The sequence below is a fragment of the Paraburkholderia sp. BR10936 genome (assembly GCF_040965735.1).
In the GTDB taxonomy this organism is placed as follows: Bacteria; Pseudomonadota; Gammaproteobacteria; order Burkholderiales; family Burkholderiaceae; genus Paraburkholderia; species Paraburkholderia nodosa_A.
This window is the reverse complement of the sequence record NZ_JBFRCM010000004.1, coordinates 303960-322464: the sequence shown is the minus strand read 5'-3', so window position 1 is coordinate 322464 and position 18505 is coordinate 303960. Positions and strand designations below refer to the sequence as shown.

General features: G+C 64.9%; 16 protein-coding genes and 1 tRNA gene. 7 read left to right on the top strand and 10 right to left on the bottom strand.

The annotated features are described in order from the left end of the window. Window positions 1–10: 10 nt before the first annotated feature. Window positions 11–1840, bottom strand: a complete 1830-nt coding sequence (locus tag AB4Y36_RS11065) for an extracellular solute-binding protein (RefSeq protein WP_368682982.1) — start codon at window positions 1838–1840, stop codon at window positions 11–13. Between the two features lie 201 nt (window positions 1841–2041). Between AB4Y36_RS11065 and fabI the strand changes: the two genes are divergently transcribed. Then, window positions 2042–2830, top strand: coding sequence for an enoyl-ACP reductase FabI (gene fabI, locus AB4Y36_RS11060; RefSeq protein WP_069265581.1), 789 nt, complete (start codon window positions 2042–2044; stop codon window positions 2828–2830). 147 nt (window positions 2831–2977) lie between these two features. On the opposite strand, the gene AB4Y36_RS11055 is transcribed toward fabI, so the two are convergent. The 7 genes from AB4Y36_RS11055 to cysS form a co-directional block, all read right to left on the bottom strand. Then, entirely contained in the window at window positions 2978–3340 is a 363-nt protein-coding gene (locus AB4Y36_RS11055; protein WP_069265580.1) for a hypothetical protein, read from the bottom strand. A gap of 414 nt (window positions 3341–3754) precedes the next feature. After that, a tRNA-Ser gene (locus tag AB4Y36_RS11050) sits at window positions 3755–3848 on the bottom strand. Between the two features lie 224 nt (window positions 3849–4072). Then, window positions 4073–5323, bottom strand: coding sequence for an aspartate kinase (locus tag AB4Y36_RS11045; protein WP_069265579.1), 1251 nt, complete (start codon window positions 5321–5323; stop codon window positions 4073–4075). A 436-nt stretch (window positions 5324–5759) separates the two neighbouring features. Beyond that, window positions 5760–7190 (bottom strand): tRNA lysidine(34) synthetase TilS, encoded by a 1431-nt coding sequence (gene tilS / locus AB4Y36_RS11040; RefSeq protein ID WP_368682981.1) that lies wholly within the window; start codon window positions 7188–7190, stop codon window positions 5760–5762. A 41-nt stretch (window positions 7191–7231) separates the two neighbouring features. After that, window positions 7232–8203: an acetyl-CoA carboxylase carboxyltransferase subunit alpha gene (locus AB4Y36_RS11035; RefSeq protein ID WP_028204107.1), complete on the bottom strand. Its 972-nt coding sequence runs from the start codon at window positions 8201–8203 to the stop codon at window positions 7232–7234. A 128-nt stretch (window positions 8204–8331) separates the two neighbouring features. Beyond that, the gene (locus tag AB4Y36_RS11030) at window positions 8332–9216 is read right to left on the bottom strand and encodes a DNA-3-methyladenine glycosylase (RefSeq protein ID WP_069265577.1); all 885 of its coding nucleotides are present in this window, start codon (window positions 9214–9216) and stop codon (window positions 8332–8334) included. 47 nt (window positions 9217–9263) lie between these two features. Then, window positions 9264–10661 carry a cysteine--tRNA ligase gene (gene cysS, locus AB4Y36_RS11025; protein WP_368682980.1) on the bottom strand — a complete coding sequence of 466 codons (1398 nt, stop codon included), beginning with the start codon at window positions 10659–10661 and terminating at the stop codon, window positions 9264–9266. Window positions 10662–10935: 274 nt separating this feature from the next. Here cysS and AB4Y36_RS11020 point away from each other — a divergent pair, with 274 nt between their 5' ends. The 4 genes from AB4Y36_RS11020 to AB4Y36_RS11005 all read left to right on the top strand — a co-directional run bounded on the left by AB4Y36_RS11020 (window position 10936) and on the right by AB4Y36_RS11005 (window position 13775). Further along, window positions 10936–11646 (top strand): M48 family metallopeptidase, encoded by a 711-nt coding sequence (locus tag AB4Y36_RS11020; RefSeq protein WP_069265575.1) that lies wholly within the window; start codon window positions 10936–10938, stop codon window positions 11644–11646. Window positions 11647–11704: 58 nt separating this feature from the next. After that, window positions 11705–12289 (top strand): peptidylprolyl isomerase, encoded by a 585-nt coding sequence (locus AB4Y36_RS11015; RefSeq protein ID WP_069265574.1) that lies wholly within the window; start codon window positions 11705–11707, stop codon window positions 12287–12289. 160 nt (window positions 12290–12449) lie between these two features. Then, a complete protein-coding gene (locus AB4Y36_RS11010) occupies window positions 12450–12944 on the top strand; it encodes a peptidylprolyl isomerase (RefSeq protein ID WP_069265573.1) in 495 nt (164 codons plus the stop codon). A gap of 33 nt (window positions 12945–12977) precedes the next feature. Then, the gene (locus AB4Y36_RS11005; protein WP_069265572.1) at window positions 12978–13775 is read left to right on the top strand and encodes a UDP-2,3-diacylglucosamine diphosphatase; all 798 of its coding nucleotides are present in this window, start codon (window positions 12978–12980) and stop codon (window positions 13773–13775) included. 56 nt (window positions 13776–13831) lie between these two features. Here AB4Y36_RS11005 and cysE read toward each other — a convergent pair whose 3' ends face one another. After that, window positions 13832–14656, bottom strand: coding sequence for a serine O-acetyltransferase (cysE, locus tag AB4Y36_RS11000; RefSeq protein WP_368682979.1), 825 nt, complete (start codon window positions 14654–14656; stop codon window positions 13832–13834). A 218-nt stretch (window positions 14657–14874) separates the two neighbouring features. After that, window positions 14875–15681 carry an RNA methyltransferase gene (locus AB4Y36_RS10995; RefSeq protein WP_141710715.1) on the bottom strand — a complete coding sequence of 269 codons (807 nt, stop codon included), beginning with the start codon at window positions 15679–15681 and terminating at the stop codon, window positions 14875–14877. A gap of 482 nt (window positions 15682–16163) precedes the next feature. Here AB4Y36_RS10995 and AB4Y36_RS10990 point away from each other — a divergent pair, with 482 nt between their 5' ends. Together AB4Y36_RS10990 and lplT are read left to right on the top strand one after the other, a co-directional pair. Next, a complete protein-coding gene (locus tag AB4Y36_RS10990) occupies window positions 16164–16964 on the top strand; it encodes an inositol monophosphatase family protein (protein ID WP_266227414.1) in 801 nt (266 codons plus the stop codon). 155 nt (window positions 16965–17119) lie between these two features. Then, window positions 17120–18418, top strand: a complete 1299-nt coding sequence (lplT, locus tag AB4Y36_RS10985) for a lysophospholipid transporter LplT (protein WP_368605044.1) — start codon at window positions 17120–17122, stop codon at window positions 18416–18418. Window positions 18419–18505 lie beyond the last annotated feature (87 nt).

Genomic DNA, 18505 nt, shown 5'->3' with positions numbered 1-18505 from the left:
GTGTCCGTCGTTAATGACCCGTCGCCTGTGGCGCGGACTGCGGCTTGAACCACCACGTCGAGATGATCCAGTCGTTCGCGCCATAGTACAGCGGCAACTTCGCCGGATAGGCCAGCGTGTTCTTGAACGCCACCCGGTGCGTCGCGCTGTACCACTGCGGCACCACATAGTAGCCGTGCATCAGCACCCGGTCGAGCGCATGCGTGGCGTCGAGCAGTTGCTGGAGCGTCTGCGCCCGCGTGAGCGCCTTGAGGATCGCGTCGACGGCCGGCGACTTCAGGCCCAGCAGATTGCCCGAGCCCGGCTCGTCGGCGGCCTTGCTGCCGAAGCGATCGACCTGCTCCGCGCCCGGCACCTGGACGTCGGGGAACTTGATGGTCGTCATGTCGAAGTCGAAGGCGTCGAGCCGCTTCTGGTAGAGCGCGAAATCGACCGAGCGATAGTTCACCTGGATGCCAAGGCGCCTGAGCGCCTGCGTGTACTGCGCCATGATCGGCGCCCACTGCGCCGAAGCGCTCGTGTCGTCGAGCACCTCGAACGTGAACGGCTCGCCCTTCGCGTTGCGCAGCGCGCCGTCGCGATAGGTCCAGCCGGCTTCGGCGAGCAGCGCACGCGCCTTGAGCAGATTTGCTCGCAGCGAGCCCGGCGGGGTCGTATCGGGCTGCGAGGGCGGCGGCCCGAACACGGCGGGATCGAGCGACTTGCGCCACGGCTCGAGCAAGGCAAGTTCGCCAGGCGATGGCAGCCCCTTTGCCTGCAGCTGCGTGTTCGCGAACCAGCTGTCGATGCGACGGTACTGGCTATAGAACAGCATGCGGTTGAGCCACGGGAAGTCGAGCGCGAGATCGAGGGCGCGGCGCACGCGCACGTCCTGGAACACGGGCCTGCGCAGATTCATGACGAAGCCCTGCATGCCGGTGCCGTTGTGCTGCGGGAACTCGCGCTTGATGAGCTCGCCGCTGTCGAAGCGCTTGCCGACATCGCGCCGCACCCAGTTGCGCGCGACGTATTCGACGAGCGCGTCGTACTCGCCCGCCTTGAAGGCCTCGAGGCGGGCCACGTCATCCGAATAGAGCTTGTAGGTAACACGCTCGAAGTTGTTGGTGCCCACGCGCACCGGCAGGTCCTTGCCCCAGTAGTTGGGGTCGAGCTTGTAGGTGATCGTGCGACCGTTCGAGTAGCGGTCGATCACATACGGGCCGCTGCCGATCGGCTGCTCGAACGCGAGCTGATCGAAGGCGACGCGGCTGCCGTCCGGGCGCAAGCCCCACTTGTGCGAGAACACCGGCATGCCACCCGCGATGAGCGGCAGCTCGCGGTTGTTACTGCGGAACTCGAAGCGGATCGTCGCGGGATCGACCACCACCGCGCGCGTGATCTCGCTGAAATACGCCTGCATGGAGGGCGCGGCCTGGCGGCTCTTGAGCGTGTCGAGCGAGAACTTCACGTCTTCGGCAGTCACCGGGTCGCCGTTCGAGAAGCGCGCCTTCGGGTTGATGTGGAAGGTCACCGAAAGCCCGTCGGGCGCGATGCGGATGTCGTCGGCGAGCAAACCATAGGCCGAGGCCACTTCGTCGAGGCTCCCCGTCGTGAGGCTCTCCAACAGCATGCCGAGCCCCGGGGCCGCGTTGCCGCGTAGCGTGAACGGGTTGAACTTGTCGAAACTCGTGAGGCGGTCGGGATTGGCGAGGACGAGCGTGCCGCCCTTGGGCGCATCCGGATTCACGTAGTCGAAGTGCGGGAATCCTTGCGGATATTTGGGCTCGCCGTACTGCGCAATGGCGTAGACCGCGTGCGCGCTCGGCATGGCCAGCAGCCCGCATCCGAGCGCAAGACACATCGCCGCCAGCCTTTTGGCAAGTGCGAACCGAACCGCAGGAACGGTTGCCCCAAGCGCGCCGAGCGCCGTCCTGCCTCGCGTTCCTGTCGTCATAGATCGGTAATTGTCCAGGCTGCCTTGTCAGTTGTGAGAGAATTCTACCCAAACCACGCGGCGCCGCCCCCACAGGCGCTGGCGCATTGACCTGATTTAGGAGAATTCATGGGCTTCCTCGCTGGCAAACGTATCCTGTTGACCGGCCTGCTGTCGAACCGTTCGATCGCGTACGGCATCGCGCAGGCATGCAAGCGCGAAGGCGCGGAACTGGCGTTCACGTACGTCGGCGACCGCTTCAAGGACCGTATCACCGAGTTCGCACAGGAATTTGGCAGCAACCTGGTGTTCCCTTGCGATGTGGCCGACGACGCGCAAATCGAAGCGCTCTTCACGGACCTCAAGCAACACTGGGATACGCTCGACGGCCTCGTCCACTCGATCGGCTTCGCGCCGCGCGAGGCGATCGCGGGTGACTTCCTCGACGGCATGACGCGCGAGAATTTCCGCATTGCGCACGACATTTCGGCATACAGCTTCCCCGCGCTTGCCAAGGCCGCCAAGCCGATGCTCGCCCAGAACGCTTCGCTGCTGACGCTGACCTATCTCGGCGCAGAGCGCGCGATCCCGAACTACAACACCATGGGCGTCGCGAAAGCCGCACTCGAAGCGAGCGTGCGTTATCTCGCGGTGGCGCTCGGTGCGCAAGGCGTGCGCGTGAACGGCATCTCCGCTGGCCCGATCAAGACGCTCGCGGCAAGCGGTATCAAGGGCTTTGGCAAGATTCTCGACTTCGTCGCACAGAACGCCCCGCTGCAGCGTAACGTGACCATCGAGCAGGTCGGCAATTCCGCCGCGTTCCTGCTCTCCGATCTGGCAGCCGGCGTGACCGCCGAGATCATGCACGTCGACTCCGGCTTCAACGCGGTGGTTGGCGGCATGGCCGGCCTCGAGTAAGCCTCTCTTCGCGTTGCGCGCGCATCGTTGCGCGCGCAACGGCAAGAATGCAAAAGCCGCCCACTGGGCGGCTTTTCCTTTGGCGTGGCGTTCGATGTGCCATGCGCGCCGTGTCACGCGCACCACGCCGGCAACGAGCCTCGCGGCTTAGTGCCAGTGTCCCGGAGGACCGCCGTGGTCGCGGTCGTAGTGGTCGCGGTCGTAGTGGCCGCGGCCCGGGCCGTCATAGCCGCCGTGGTGGCGATACCAGTCGTCGCGCCCCCAGTAGCGGCGGCCGTCCCAGTAACGGTCACCGTGCCAGCCGATGACGATGGCCGGCGGCGCGGCATAAACAGGAGCCGGCTGATAGACGACCGGCGGCGGAGGCGGCGCGTAGACCGGTTGCGGAGCGACATAAACCGGGGCCGGAATACCGATGTTGACACCAACGCTCACGCCAGCCATAGCAACGCTCGATGCGCCGATAGCCACGCCCCCGAGCAGCATTGCAACAACACGTGGGAACTTCATGGACTCACCTTTCGGGTTTGATGTTTTGTTCAAGCCAATATAACGCACGGCTTTCGCCCGCGTATTTCAAACTTGTAATAACTGATGCACGAGCCTGGCCTGCGTTCGATGTCGTTACGTCTCGTTACACTGGGCGGCGGATGGCCAACAGCGCCGGGCAGAATAGCATCGCTTGCGCCGGTGTGCAGGAGACTTCGCACGACTCGCGAACCCCAGTCCATTTATCGGCGCCTCAATGCAAAACCTTTGCACTCCAGAGCGCCACCGCAATTTGCCTGGCATTCCTGAAGATTCTTGCAGTGCTTCTTCCCTGCCTTCGAGCGACGACTTATTGCCTCCTCACATCGAGCAATTTGCGACCCAAAAAACAAAAACCCCGCAAGCCGAGACTTGCGGGGTTTCCACCGCCATTACTGGCGGAGACGGAGGGATTCGAACCCTCGATCCAGGTTTTGGCCCAGATGCTCCCTTAGCAGGGGAGTGCCTTCGACCTCTCGGCCACGTCTCCCAAAAACTTCGTTCGCGCCAGGGAGGCAGCGCAACGAAGCCAAGATAATAGCGGGTTAGCGCCTTCCGGTCAATTCATACGACGCTTTTTTGCAAAGTTTTTTCTGCAAGCGCACAACGAACCTCGGGCGCGGCATCGTGCATCGGAATCGAGCGGAAAAACCGCGTCACATCCTCGTCACACAACACAAACGCGGCGCAATGGCCGCGCAAACACGGCACGGTTTACGCGTGCTCGAGGTCGAACGCCTTGTGCAGCGCGCGCACTGCCAGCTCCATGTACTTCTCGTCGATCAGTACCGAAATCTTGATTTCCGAGGTCGAGATCATCTGGATGTTGATGCCCTCTTCCGAAAGCGTGCGGAACATCTTGCTCGCCACGCCCACGTGCGAACGCATGCCCACGCCGACCACCGAAACCTTCGACACCTTCGCGTCGCCGAGCACCTGCTCCGCGCTCACGTGGCCCTTCACCTGGTTGTTCAGCACATCGATGGCGCGCTGATAGTCGCCGCGCGGCACCGTGAACGTGAAGTCGGTCTTGCCGGCCACGCTCTGGTTCTGGATGATCATGTCGACGTCGATGTTAGCGTCCGCCACCGGGCCGAGGATCTGATACGCGATACCGGGCTTGTCGGGCACGCCCATCACGATGATGCGGGCCTCGTCGCGCTGGAACGCGATACCCGAGATGACTGCTTTTTCCATGGTCTCGTCTTCTTCAAAAGTAATCAGGGTGCCCGAGGACATCTCCTCGTCGAGGTTCATCATCGGGTCGGTCAGGCTGGAGAGCACACGCGTCTTCACCTGATACTTGCCCGCGAATTCCACCGAGCGGATCTGCAGCACTTTCGAGCCGAGGCTGGCCATTTCCAGCATCTCTTCGAACGTAATGCGGTCGAGACGGCGTGCGTCGTCGACCACACGCGGGTCGGTCGTGTAGACGCCGTCGACGTCCGTATAGATCAGGCATTCGTCGGCCTTCAGCGCCGCTGCGACTGCAACTGCCGACGTGTCCGAGCCGCCGCGCCCGAGCGTGGTGATGTGGCCTTCCGGGTCGATGCCCTGGAAGCCCGTGATCACGACCACCTTGCCTTCGTCGAGATCGGCCAGCACGCGCTCGCCGTCGATGTCGTTGATGCGGGCCTTGGTGAACGAGCTGTCGGTTTTGACCGGCACTTGCCAGCCGGTGTAGCTGATGGCGTCGACGCCTGCTTCCTGCAGGGCGATCGACAAAAGACCGACGCTCACCTGCTCACCGGTCGACGCAATCATGTCGAGCTCGCGCGGGCTGGGCTGCGGCGAAATTTCTTTCGCGAGACCGAGCAGACGATTGGTTTCGCCGGACATCGCCGAAGGCACGACGACCATCTTGTGGCCGGCCTTGTGCCATTTGGCGACGCGCTTGGCGACGTTCTTGATGCGCTCGACCGAGCCCATCGAGGTGCCGCCGTATTTGTGTACGATGAGTGCCATTGTCGTTCTGAACTGGAGATGTTACCGCGCTGGCGCACTGAAGAACCGGGCCGCCCGGACGCCTTGGGGCCACGGCGGCGGCTTCAGCGCGTGCAGCACGCGCGGGGTTTTGCCTCAGGGGCGCGAAGGCCGGCGCATCGTGTCGACGCGCGCTGGTGCCTTGCACTCGCGCCCTGCCCGCATGCCGCTACGACGTCCCTGCAACCGTCGGATACCGCTCGAAGGAAAAATCGCGCCTTCACGAGACACGCCGCTTTTGACGGCGTCCGTGAACGCGAAAAAGCGGGCTGGACAAACGACTTACACTACCCGATTGACGCCAGAATTACAAGACAGAACACGCTCGCAGAGGCCGAAAAAGGCTTGTGTGGCAAGGATTTGCGGGGGAACGATCGCGATACCAGTCGGCGAATTGATCGATGACGGCGACGCGACTTCAGGCGATCAGCACATCCTTGCGCCATTCGATGCGTCGCCAGGCCGCGTCAGGCTCGCCGGGCGTCGCGCCGAACGCCGACCGGTTCACGCCGATACGGGGCACGAACAGCAGCGTCTCGCCCACATAGAGCAACGGCACGTCGCGCTCCCATGCCGGCACGCCGCGCGTCTGGAACAGGTTCTTGAGCGTGCGGCTCACGTGCGCGGCTTCGTCGCGCAAGCGCTCGCCGCCGCTGCGCTCGCGCGCGACGAGCGGCGCGCTCGCGAGCACGTGCTCGGGAACGGCGTCGGCATCGTCAGGAGCGGCGGGCGCGAAAACGTAGGTCCCGCGCCATGACGGCAGCCGCCAGACTTCCTCGCCGCGCCAGTTCAACGACACGGGCGCGCGTGCATGAGCGGCGCCCTCGCCTGCGCGTTCGTCGCGCGCCCGCATGGCTCCCCACGAAACGATGCCGCGATATGCGCGCAAGCGATGTCCGGCGTGATCGACGCGCAACGCATGGCCATTCGGGTCATCGCGCGCAACCTCGCGCAACTGCCGCAACAGATCCGCAAGCCGCGCGGTCGACGCCGCCGGCAGGCCAAGCGAGCGCATCCAGTAACGCAGCACATTGAGGGCGCGTGTATCGTCGAGCGCGAGCAGCGCGGCATGTGAAAGCGCGCGGTCGCCCTCGCGCCCGACGTCGCGCAAATCAATGCGCGCGAGATCGTCGAGCAGACGCTGCGAAGCAGCTGCATGCGCCGCCGTGCGCGCGAACGCATCGCGATAGCCAGGAAAATGAGCCGAGAGCGCCGGCATCACGTCGTGACGCAAGGCGTTGCGCGCGTAGCGCGTGTCGTCGTTCGATTCGTCGTCGATCCAGTGCAGGCCGTGCGCGCGCGCATAGCGCTCCAGTTGCATGCGCAACAGCGCGAGCAGTGGCCGCATGCGCGCCACGCCATTCGCGCTCGCACGTGCCGGCGCCATCGCCGCGAGCCCCGCGAGCCCGGCGCCGCGCAGCAACTGCAGCAGCACCGTCTCCGCCTGATCGTCCGCATGCTGCGCGAGCCAGAGCGCCTGCACGCCGTGCGCCGCGCACATCGCGTCGAGCGCGCGGTAGCGCGCGTCGCGGGCAGCCGCCTCGACGCCGGCCGCGTCGTCGCGCGCCAACTCTACGCACCTCGCGTCGAACGTCACGCCGTACGCGCGCGCGGTTACCTCGCAATGGGCAAGCCATGCGTCGGCGTTCGGGCTCAGGCCGTGATGCACATGCAGTGCGACGAGACGCTGTGCGCCCGCCGCCCGCACCGCGGCGTCCAGCAGCACGGACGAGTCGAGCCCGCCGCTATACGCGATCGCGATGCGTGCGTCGTCGGCAAGCGTGGAAAGCACAACGCCGAGCGCATCGAGAACGATGCGCCCGGCGTCGGATTCGGGATGGTCGGTCACAGCACGACCGCAGACGTCGAGGAACGTTGACGTCGCGCGCCTTATGCGCCCGGCGTCGTTTCCTTGAACTTGCCGTAGGCCATCAGGCGCTCGAAACGGCGCTGCTTCAGATCGGCGATGCTCATGCCCTGGAACTGGCGCAGCGAGTCGGCGAGCGCGCGGCGCAGCAGCGCGGCCATGCCCTTCGGGTCCCGATGCGCGCCGCCGAGCGGCTCGTTCACGATCTTGTCGATGAGGCCCAGCGCCTTGAGACGGTGCGCCGTGAGGCCCAGCGCTTCCGCAGCTTCCGGCGCCTTCGCAGCGCTCTTCCAGAGAATCGACGCGCAGCCTTCCGGCGAAATCACCGAGTAGGTCGAGAACTGCAGCATCATGACGGTATCGGCCACGGCCACAGCGAGCGCGCCGCCCGAACCGCCTTCGCCGATGATCGTCGTGATGATCGGCGTCTTGAGTTCGGCCATCACATAGAGATTGCGGCCAATGGCTTCCGACTGGCCGCGCTCTTCCGCGCCGATGCCCGGGTACGCGCCCGGCGTGTCGACGAACGTGAAGATGGGCAGGCCGAATTTTTCGGCGAGACGCATCAGGCGTTCGGCCTTGCGATAGCCTTCCGGGCGCGGCATGCCGAAGTTGCGCGCGGCGCGCTCCTTCGTGTCACGGCCCTTCTGGTGGCCGATCACCATGCAGGCCTGGCCATTGAAGCGCGCGAGGCCGCCGACGACGGAAAGGTCGTCCGCGAACGAGCGGTCGCCATGGAGTTCGTGAAAATCGGTAAAAAGCTCGTGCACGTAATCGAGCGTGTACGGACGCTGCGGATGACGCGCGATCTGCGAAACCTGCCACGGGCTCAGGTTCGCATAGAGGTCCTTCGTGAGTTGCTGGCTCTTCTTCGACAGCCGCTCGATTTCTTCCGAAATATCGACGGCCGAATCGTCCTGAACGAAGCGCAGTTCTTCGATCTTCGCTTCCAGTTCAGCGATCGGCTGTTCGAAATCCAGAAACGTGGTCTTCATGTGTGGGAATCCTTCACTTTGCGGCAGCGCGTATTCTAACCGCGCCAGCCCGCGCCGAAATCGGCTCAGAACTATCGATTTCTTCGATCGATAGCATTTTTCTCAGACGCTGACGACAGCCCCGGGCCTCACGACGGCTCGAGGCTGCGCCACATATACCAGGTCGCGACGGTACGCCACGGCTCCCAGTTGGCCGCGACTTCGCGCGCTTCGCTGCGCGTGACCGGCTCGCCACTGAAATAGTTGACGCTGATCGCGCGGATCAGGCCCAGATCGTCGAGCGGCAGCACATTCGGGCGTGCGAGATTGAAGATCAGGAACATCTCGGCGGTCCAGCGGCCAATGCCGCGAATCGCCGTGAGCTCCGCGATCACGTCTTCGTCGTCCATCGACGTCCACTTGCCGACGTGCAGCGCACCCGAGACGAAATGCTGCGCGAGATCGAGGATGTATTCCGTCTTGCGTTTCGAGAGGCCACACGCGGCGAGCTTCTCGTGACCGAGTTTCAGGAACTGCTGCGGCATGAGCTTCGGGCATGCGGCTTCCACACGCTGCCACAGCGCCTGCGCCGCCGCCGTCGAAATCTGCTGGCCGACCACCGAACGTGCGAGCGTGACGAACGGATCGTCGCGGCTCAACAAATGCACGGGACCGAACTTCGGAATCAGCTTCTTGAGAATGCGGTCACGCTTGACGAGGTCCGCGCACGCCTTGTCCCAATAGTCGGGACGCTGCACTTCGAATTCGAGATCGCCCAGCGCGTTCGCCGCAGGCTCCACGGCTTCGAGTGCCGCCGGACCATTGGAGAGCGCAGCCTCGATTGCCGCGCCGTCGAGCACTTCGTGCGAGCCGGACGCGCCGTTGGTTTTCCCGCGCGCCGTCTTCGCAGCCGGCCTTGTCGCTGCCTTGCCGCCCGCTCCATTGAGCGCACGCTTTGCACCTGCGGGTGCGCCCGCAGTTCCGCCCGTTAGCGACGCAGACCGCCTGGTCTGCGTCTTCGTGGCCGTTGCCATCCTGCCTCCTGCCTCGCGAATCGATCAGTGGAAACTGGACAGCCCGCTTACACGCGGCGCCACTCGGTCAACCCGCCCGGTTTGTCTTCGAGCGCGACACCGGCTTCGAGCAGTTCGGCCCGAATCCGGTCCGCCTCCGCATATTGCTTCGCCTGCTTGGCCGCCGTGCGCGCCGCGATCTTCGCTTCGATCGCTGCCACGTCGAGCGCGCCTGCATCTTGTGCGCCCGCGGCCTGTTGCAGGAACACGCGCGGCTCGCGCACGAGCAGCCCGATCACACGTGCGAGACGCTGCAACTGACGCGCGAGCATGGCGTCGCGCGTACGGTTCACCTCGCTCGCGAGTTCGAACAGCACGGCGATCGCCACCGGCGTGTTGAAATCGTCGTTCATTGCCGCACGAAAACGTTGCGCGTACGGCTCGTTCCAGTCAAGCTCGCCCGCGTCCGGCGTCACGTCTTTCAACGCCGTGTAAAGACGGGTGAGCGCGTTGCGCGCGTCGTCGAGATGCGCGTCGCTGTGATTCAGCGGCGAGCGGTAATGCGCGCGCGCCATGAAGAAGCGCACCACTTCGGCATCGTACTTCGCCAGCACTTCGCGGATCGTGAAGAAGTTGCCGAGCGACTTCGACATCTTCTCGTTGTCGATATTCACGAAGCCGTTATGCATCCACGTATTGACGAACGTCTTGCCGGTCGCGCCTTCGCTCTGCGCAATCTCGTTCTCATGGTGCGGAAACTGCAGGTCCTGACCGCCGCCGTGAATGTCGAAGTGCTCGCCGAGCAACGTGCAGCCCATGGCCGAGCATTCGATATGCCAGCCCGGACGCCCGCGTCCATATTTCGAATCCCAGCTCGTGTCGGCCGGCTCTTGCGGTTTTGCCTGTTTCCAGAGCACGAAGTCAAGCGGATCCTGCTTGGCATCGTTCGTCGCCACACGTTCGCCCGCGCGCAGGTCTTCGATCGACTTGCCGGAGAGCGCGCCATAGTTCGCGAACTTGCGCACCGCGTAGTTCACGTCGCCGTCCGCGCCCTGGTACGCGTAGCCGTTGCGCTCGAGCTTGCCGATCATGTCGAGCATCTGCGCAATGTACTGCGTCGCGCGCGGCTCGTGATCGGGACGCTCGATGCCGAGCGCGTCCGCGTCTTCGTGCAGCGCTGCGATGAAACGGTCGGTGAGCTGCTTGATCGTCTCGCCGTTTTCTACCGCACGACGAATGATCTTGTCGTCGATATCGGTAATGTTGCGCACATAGGTCACGTTGTAGCCGAGCGCGCGCAGCCAGCGTTGCACGATATCGAACACCACCATCACACGCGCATGCCCGACATGACAATAGTCGTACACCGTCATCCCGCAGACGTACATACGCACGACGCCGGGCTCGAGTGGCACGAAATTTTGCTTGTCACGCGCGAGCGTGTTGTAGATGCGCAGTGATTCCATAAAGGCGATGGATACGTGGGTCGAAAGAAATCCGCGGCGGCGCCGACCGCAGCCAGCGGGTGATGCCCGCATTGCTCAGGCTGCTGTCTGTCGGCGACCGGACTGCAACCAGGTTGCTATCGGGGCGGAGACGACCACGAGTGGCGTTGGAAAGCCCGGCGACTCGCGCAGCGCGCCCGGAATACGAATGAAACGGGCGAGGGACAAAGCGCGCGACGAAACGCACAGACCTTTTGTTAGAATGGCTCGGAGTATAACACCGCGACCTCACCCTATGAAACCTTCCAGCGGCCGCGCGCCCCGTGCTGCGACCCTTGCCGCGTCGGCTCTCTCGAGCGTCGCGATCGTGCTGTGCAGTGTCAGCATCGCGCATGCCGCGCCTCCGGCGACCTCCGACGCCACGCCCGGCGCCGACGCCGCGATCAGCCAGCACGACTGGGCTGGCGCGCTCAGCCAGCTCGACGCGCGCATCAAGACGAACCCGCGCGACGTGCAGGCGAAGTTCAAGCGCGCGACCATTCTCGCGCGCCTGAACCGCGACGACGACGCGATCGAGGCGTTCACCGAACTCACGCAGCTCTACCCCGAATTGCCCGAGCCTTACAACAATCTCGCGGCGCTTTACGCGAAGCATGGCCGCTACGACGAGGCGCGCGTCGCGCTCGAAACCGCGGTGAAGGCAAACCCGTCGTACGGACTCGCTTGGGAAAATCTCGGCGACCTTTACCTGCGTCTGGCCGACGCGTCATACCGCCGCGCGCAAACGCTTGGCCATGCAAGCGGCACCACGCAGCAGCGCCAGGCCGACATCGCGAAGATCATCTCGCCGCCGCCCGCGCAAAAGAAGTCGGCCGCGGCAGCGGCAGAAAGCGCATCGGCAGCGAGCCCGTCGGCCATCGTGCCCGCGCTCAGCAACCCGGCGTACCAGTTCGGCGGCTCGACGGGATCGCTCGCGATGCCGCCTTTCGTGGCGCCGTCGAACTAACATCTGGCGCGCAGCGTGCGCGCCGCGACACGTTTTTCCCGCACTTCCGAGGATACTCATGAAATGGTTGATGTTGGCGCTCGGCAGCGCCGCCCTGATCGCGAACGCACCCGCCTTTGCACAAAACGGCCAGCCGGCCGCCGCGCATCCGCAAGTGCTCTTCAAGACCAGTGAAGGCGACATTCGCGTCGAGCTCTATCCGGAGAAAGCGCCGAAGACCGTCGACAATTTCCTGCAGTACGTGAAGGCTGGCCAGTACAACGGCACGATCTTTCATCGCGTCATTCGCGGTTTCATGATCCAGGGCGGCGGCTACACGCAAAGCTTCGTCGAGAAACCCACGCGCGCGCCGATCGCGCTCGAAAGCAGGAATGGCCTGAAGAACCTCACGGGCACGATCGCAATGGCGCGCACGAGCGACCCGAATTCGGCCACCGCCCAGTTCTTCATCAACACGGTGGATAACGCCGGCCTCGACTATCCGAACCCGGACGGCAACGGCTATGCCGTGTTCGGCAAGGTCACGCAAGGCATGGACGTCGTGAAGAAGATCGAAGCGGCGCCCACCACCTCGCGCGGCCCGATGTCCGATGTGCCGCAAAAGGAAATCGTGATCGAGTCGGCGACCGTCGTCGGCAAGTAAGCACGCCGGCAACACGCCAGTTAATCATCGACTAACCGGGCGGCAGCGCCGCCCTCACCCGTCGCACGTCGCGGCGCCGGCACACGCGTTGGGCAACACGTCCCGCCTCTTGCCGATGCAGCGACGTTCATTCCCCCCGCCACAGGCAAAGGATTCCATCATGGTCGAACTGCACACGAACCACGGCGTCATCAAGCTCGAACTGAACGCCGAGAAGGCCCCGAAGACGGTCGCCAACTTCCTCAACTATGTGAAGAGCGGCCACTATGACGGCACGGTGTTTCACCGCGTCATCGACGGGTTCATGATCCAGGGCGGCGGCTTCGACGCCGGCATGAAGCAAAAGCCGACCGAAGCGCCGATCGAAAACGAAGCGAACAACGGCCTGAAGAACGAGCGCGGCTCCATCGCCATGGCGCGCACCAACGACCCGCACTCGGCGTCGGCGCAGTTCTTCATCAACGTCGCCGACAACGACTTCCTGAACCACTCGTCGCCGACGCCGCAAGGCTGGGGCTACGCCGTGTTCGGCAAGGTCGTGGAAGGCCTCGAAGTGGTCGACAAGATCAAGAAGGTCAAGACGGGCTCGAAGGGCTTCCATCAGGACGTGCCGGTCGACGACGTCGTGATCGAGAAGGCTGTCGTCGTCGAATAAGCTTCGTACAACTCTCACGCACACCCTTCATCGATGCTGCAGGAAAAGGCTTTACGACACGCTGCCGCGGGCGTGCCCGGCGAGGGCAAGCGCCCCCACGCGGCTCGTCCGTTTCTGTTCATTTCCGATGTGCATCTGAATGAAGGGATTCCGCGTACGGTCGCCGCGTTCGAGCGCTTCATCCGGGTCACGGCCGATCAGGCCGACTCGGTATTCATACTCGGCGACCTCTTCGAATACTGGATCGGTGACGACATGCTCACCGATCCGTTCCCCGCGCGCATGGCTGCGCTGATGCATACGCTCTCCGAGCGCGGCATCGCGCTCTACATCATGCACGGCAACCGCGACTTTCTGATGGGCAAGCGCTTCATGAAAGCCGCGGGCGCGATCTGGCTGCCCGACCCCATCGCGATCACCGCGTTCGGCACGCGCCTCGCACTCGCGCACGGCGACGCGATGTGCACCGACGATCACGGCTATCAGGTCTTCCGCAAGCTCGCGCGCAACCGGCTCGTGCAGCTGCTGTTTCTTGCCTGGCCGTTTCGCTGGCGGCGAGCGATCGCCGAGCGCGCGCGTCGCGCGAGCGAAAGCAAACGCAGCGGCCCGCGCCTGCCGAAGTACGACGTCACGGTCAAAGGCGTTGCGGCGCTCTTCAAGCGTGCGCGCGCGAACACCATCGTGCACGGCCACACGCACCGGCCGGCGCGCCACCAGGAGCCCGGCGGCACACGTTGGGTCTTGCCCGACTGGGATCTCGATCACGGCAAGCCGCGTGGCGGCTATCTGCGCGTGGATGCCGAAGGCTTCAGGGTCTTGCCGCTGGACTGAGGTGCGCCGCCTTTACTTTTAGCGCCTCGCTCTTAGCGCCCTCCTGGCGCCACGCCTCAAACGCGCGCAGGCGCCTTCTCCTCTTCGCGGCTCGACGCTTCGGCTTGCGGGCCGACACATTCGAGCCCCTCGGATAGACGCCGCAATTCGGCGAGCGCCGCATCGGCGCCATGGAGCGCCTCGAGTCGCGCGCCGAGACGCTCGAGCGCGACGACGATCGCATCGACACGCTGCGTCTGCGTAGCCGCGTGGTCGATCAGGCCGTGGATCGCGAGCGAAACCGGGTCGTCGGCATTGGGCGTGATGCCATAGGCGCAAAAGCCCTCTCGCGCCGAGGCCGGTTTGGCCTGCACCGGCGCGGTCTTCGCGGGCGCGACGACGCGTGCGGGGTTGCCTACCGCCGTAGCCCCTTCCGGCACCGGCTTCACGACCACGGCGTTCGAGCCGATTTTCGCCGCGGCGCCCACCGTGAAGCCGCCGAGCACCTTTGCGCCCGCACCGACGATCACGCCCGGCCCCAGCGTCGGGTGGCGCTTCGCGCCGCGCGTGAGCGACGTGCCGCCGAGCGTCACGCCCTGGTAGATCGTGCAGTCGTCGCCGACCTCGGCCGTCTCGCCGATCACCACGCCCATGCCGTGATCGATGAACACGCGCCTGCCGACGGTCGCGCCCGGATGGATCTCGATGCCCGTCAGAAAACGCGCGATCTGCGAAATGTAGCGCGCGAGCCAGCGGCGCCTGGCGAGCCAGCACGCATGCGCGAAGCGATGCAGCACGAGCGCGTGCAGACCCGGATAACAGGTCAGGACCTCCCACGCGCTGCGGGCGGCGGGATCGCGCTCGCGGATCGTGGCAATGTCTTCGCGAAGTCTCTTGAACATGGCTGTCACGCTAAAAACGGATGAAACATGGGAATGGCGGCCGCGCAACGCCGCTGCGTGCGTGCAAGCGACGCAACGGCTATTGCAGCCGCGCGCATTTGCTTATGAATTTTTCGCCGGTTTTCAGCCGATTGTAGGCGCAAAGCCGATTCGAGGTCGGAAGCCCCCGTCGGCGGCAAGGTTTGCGCCGGCGCGCGCAGCCGCGCCGACACAGAGGATCAGCGGATCTCGCCCTTGCCGTCGCCTTTGCCCTTGAGCAGGAGGATGTGCTTGGCGATGCCACGCACGATATTGACCTCCTCGCGCTCGAGCCCCGAGCGGGCGAAGAGCCGCCGCAGCCGCGACATCAGCTTCTTCGGATTGGCGGGGTCGAGAAACTCGAGCGCGATGAGCGCGTTCTCGAGGTGCACGTACATGCGCTCGATGTCGTCGCTCGTCGCGAGCGGCGACCCGGCCGGAAGCGGGGCGGCGCCGCCCGCACCGCCAGCCGCCGGCAGCGCGGCGGCGGGTGCGCTCTCCCCGAGGTACGCGAGGCGCAGCTCATAGGCGAGCACCTGAACCGCCTGGGCAAGATTGAGCGAGCTATAGGCGGGATTGGCCGGAATATGCGCAAGCGCGCTGCAGCGCTCGACGTCGTCGTTCGACAGGCCCGTGCGTTCGTTGCCGAACACGAGCGCGATGTCGCCGCCGTGCACCGCCTGGCGGCAGGCGTCCTGCACCGCCTCGCGCGGCGCTGCGGGCGGCGGCCCGTACTCGCGCGTGCGCGCTGTGAGCGCGAGCGACCATTGCACGCCCGCCAGCGCATCGGCAAGCGTCGGCACGATGTGGGCGGCCGCGAGCACGTCGTCGGCGCCGCTCGCCATGGCAATGGCTTCCGGGTCGCAGTGGACCTGCGGCACGCGCGGCGCCACCAGCACGAGGCGCGAGAATCCCATGGTCTTCAGCGCGCGCGCGGCCGCGCCGACGTTGCCGGGGTGGCTCGGCTCGACGAGCACGAAGCGGGTAGACGTGAAGCCGCCGCGCAGTGGCTCGTGGGCGTCGCCGCAAGCCGGCGCCGCAGCGTGGGGAGTTGCGTGGGAATCGGGTGAATCGGGGTGCGCCAAGATGGTTCTCTAACCGCGAAAAGGAGATTGAAATCTCTATGTTAGCGCGCCCGGCGCCGCGGCGATGTGGGCTCATGCGCTTCCTGCCGCGAACGTCATATCCATAGAAATCCCGATATCCCGCCCGAGAGAAGCCATGGAATCGCCGATACTCGGGTAAAATGGCGGTTTCGCGCGCGTCGGGCGAATCGTGCAGCCGTGTTGCTGACCGCCAGGCGCCCGGCAAGTCGCTGGCCAACAGCGCCGCCGCGCCCCGCTCTTATCCAATTCGTCTCCGTTGACGGGACAGGTTCCGCAGGTCCATTCGAGGCCCGCGCCCTGTCCAATCGTTAGACGCTTTTATCTTTTGCACCACCGGCGCGCGTCCCGCCTTCGCGAGCGCCGGACAACAAGGATCCTGGCTCATGCATCCCATGCTCAACATCGCTGTCAAGGCCGCGCGCCGCGCCGGACAGATCATCAACCGCGCGTCGCTCGACCTCGACCTCGTGCAGGTCGCGAAGAAGCAGCACAACGATTTCGTCACGGAAGTCGACAAGGCGGCTGAAGCCGCCATCATCGAAACGCTCAAGACCGCCTACCCCGACCACGCCATCCTTGCCGAGGAATCAGGCCAGTCGGAGAACGAGTCCGAATACCAGTGGATCATCGATCCGCTCGACGGCACCACCAACTTCATCCACGGCTTCCAGTACTACTGCGTCTCGATCGCGCTCGCACACAAGGGCCTCGTCACGCAGGCCGTGGTCTATGACCCGACGCGCAACGATCTCTTCACCGCATCGCGCGGCCGCGGCGCGTTCCTGAACGACCGCCGCATCCGCGTGGGCCGCCGCGACCGTCTCGCCGACGGCCTGATCGGCACCGGCTTCCCGTTCCGCGAAAAGGACGGCCTCGACAGCTACTGCGAACTGTTCGCCGAAATGACCAACGCCTGCGCGGGCCTGCGCCGCCCGGGCGCGGCCGCGCTCGATCTGGCCAACGTCGCCGCCGGCCGCATGGACGGCTTCTTCGAGCAGGGCCTCAACCCGTGGGATGTCGCCGCAGGCGGCCTGCTCGTGACGGAAGCCGGCGGCCTGATCGGCAACTACACGGGCGACTCGGACTTCCTGCACATGGGCGAAGTCGTCGCGGGCAACCCGAAGATCTACGCGCAGATGGTGCCGATCCTCTCGAAGTACACGCGCGTGCCCAAGGCGGCGTAAGCGCCCGTGCGCGTCGCGCTGCACGCCTGGCTCCCCCGCGATGCGTGCAAAGCGCACGCCAGGTCACGCCTGACCCACGCATGCGCATCGAGCGGCTTCGGCCGCTTTTTTGTTTCGTCCGCCGCCCTGCTGCAAGAGGACCACGCACGCATCCGATGAAAAAAGGCTTCTACACGATCATCGCCGCGCAGTTCGTGTCGTCGCTCGCCGACAACGCGCTCCTCATCGCGGCGATTGCGCTGCTCACGGTGATTGCTTCGCCCGCCTGGGTGACGCCACTGCTGCAGATCTTTTTCACGATCTCGTACGTACTGCTCGCGCCTTTCGTGGGCGCGTTTGCCGACGCCCTGCAAAAGCGCCACGTCATGTTCGTCTCGAACGCGCTCAAGGCGTGCGGCTGTCTGCTGATGATCGCGGGCGTGCATCCGATGATCGCGTATGGCGTGGTCGGCTTCGGCGCGGCGGCTTACTCGCCTGCAAAGTACGGAATCCTGACGGAATTGCTGCCGGCCGAAAAGCTCATCGCCGCCAATGCGTGGCTCGAATCCGCCACGGTGCTTTCCACCATCGTCGGCACGATGATGGGCGGCGCACTCGTTTCCACTTACGCCGACCGTTTCGTCACGCGCCATCCGTGGCCGGCGATCCATTCGGCCGCCGACCTCGCGATGCTCGCCGTCATGGTCACGTATGTGATCGCCGCGATCATCAACATCGGCATTCCCGACACGGGCGCGCGATACGAGAACCGGCTCAGGGAACCGGCTCGTCTCATGGGCGATTTCACGCATAGCTTCAACGTGCTCTGGACCGACAAGCTCGCGCAGATCGCACTATGGGTCACGACCCTGATGTGGGGCGCGGCGGTCACGCTGCAACTGCTCGTGCTCAAGTGGGCCGACGTGAATCTCGGACTCTCGCTCTCGAAAGCCGCCGTGATGCAGGGCGTGACGGGACTCGGCATCGCGCTCGGCGCGGGCGCGGCAGCCGCATGGGTGTCTCTGCGCGCCTCGTTGCGCGTGCTGCCCGTAGGCGTACTGTGCGGCGCGGTGGCGATCGGCATGGCGTTCTACAGCAAAGGCCTCTTTCCGCAAGGCGTTGGCGTGCGCTTCGGCACGTTCATCGTGCCCTTCTACCTGCTTTTCGCCTACCCGCTGATGGTGCTGCTCGGCGTGCTCGCCGGTTTCTTCATCGTGCCGATGAACGCCCTGCTCCAGCATCGCGGCGCGACGCTGCTTTCGGCGGGCCACTCGATCGCGGTGCAGAATTTCAACCAGAATCTCGCGGTGCTGCTCATGCTCGGCGCGTATGCGCTGCTGCTCACCGCGAAGGTCCCCGTGCAGTGGATCATCGTCGTGTTCGGCCTGTTCGTTTCCACGATGATCTGGCTCGCCATGCGGCACAGTGCGGCAAACGCGCGCACCGTGGACATGCAGGCGCTGGTCGACGAATGACGGGAGCCGCTGTGACGGCGTTAGCCGAAAGGCTGGCTTTACATGCAATCGGCGCGCGTTAAACTCACGCCCTGAACCCCTAGCAAG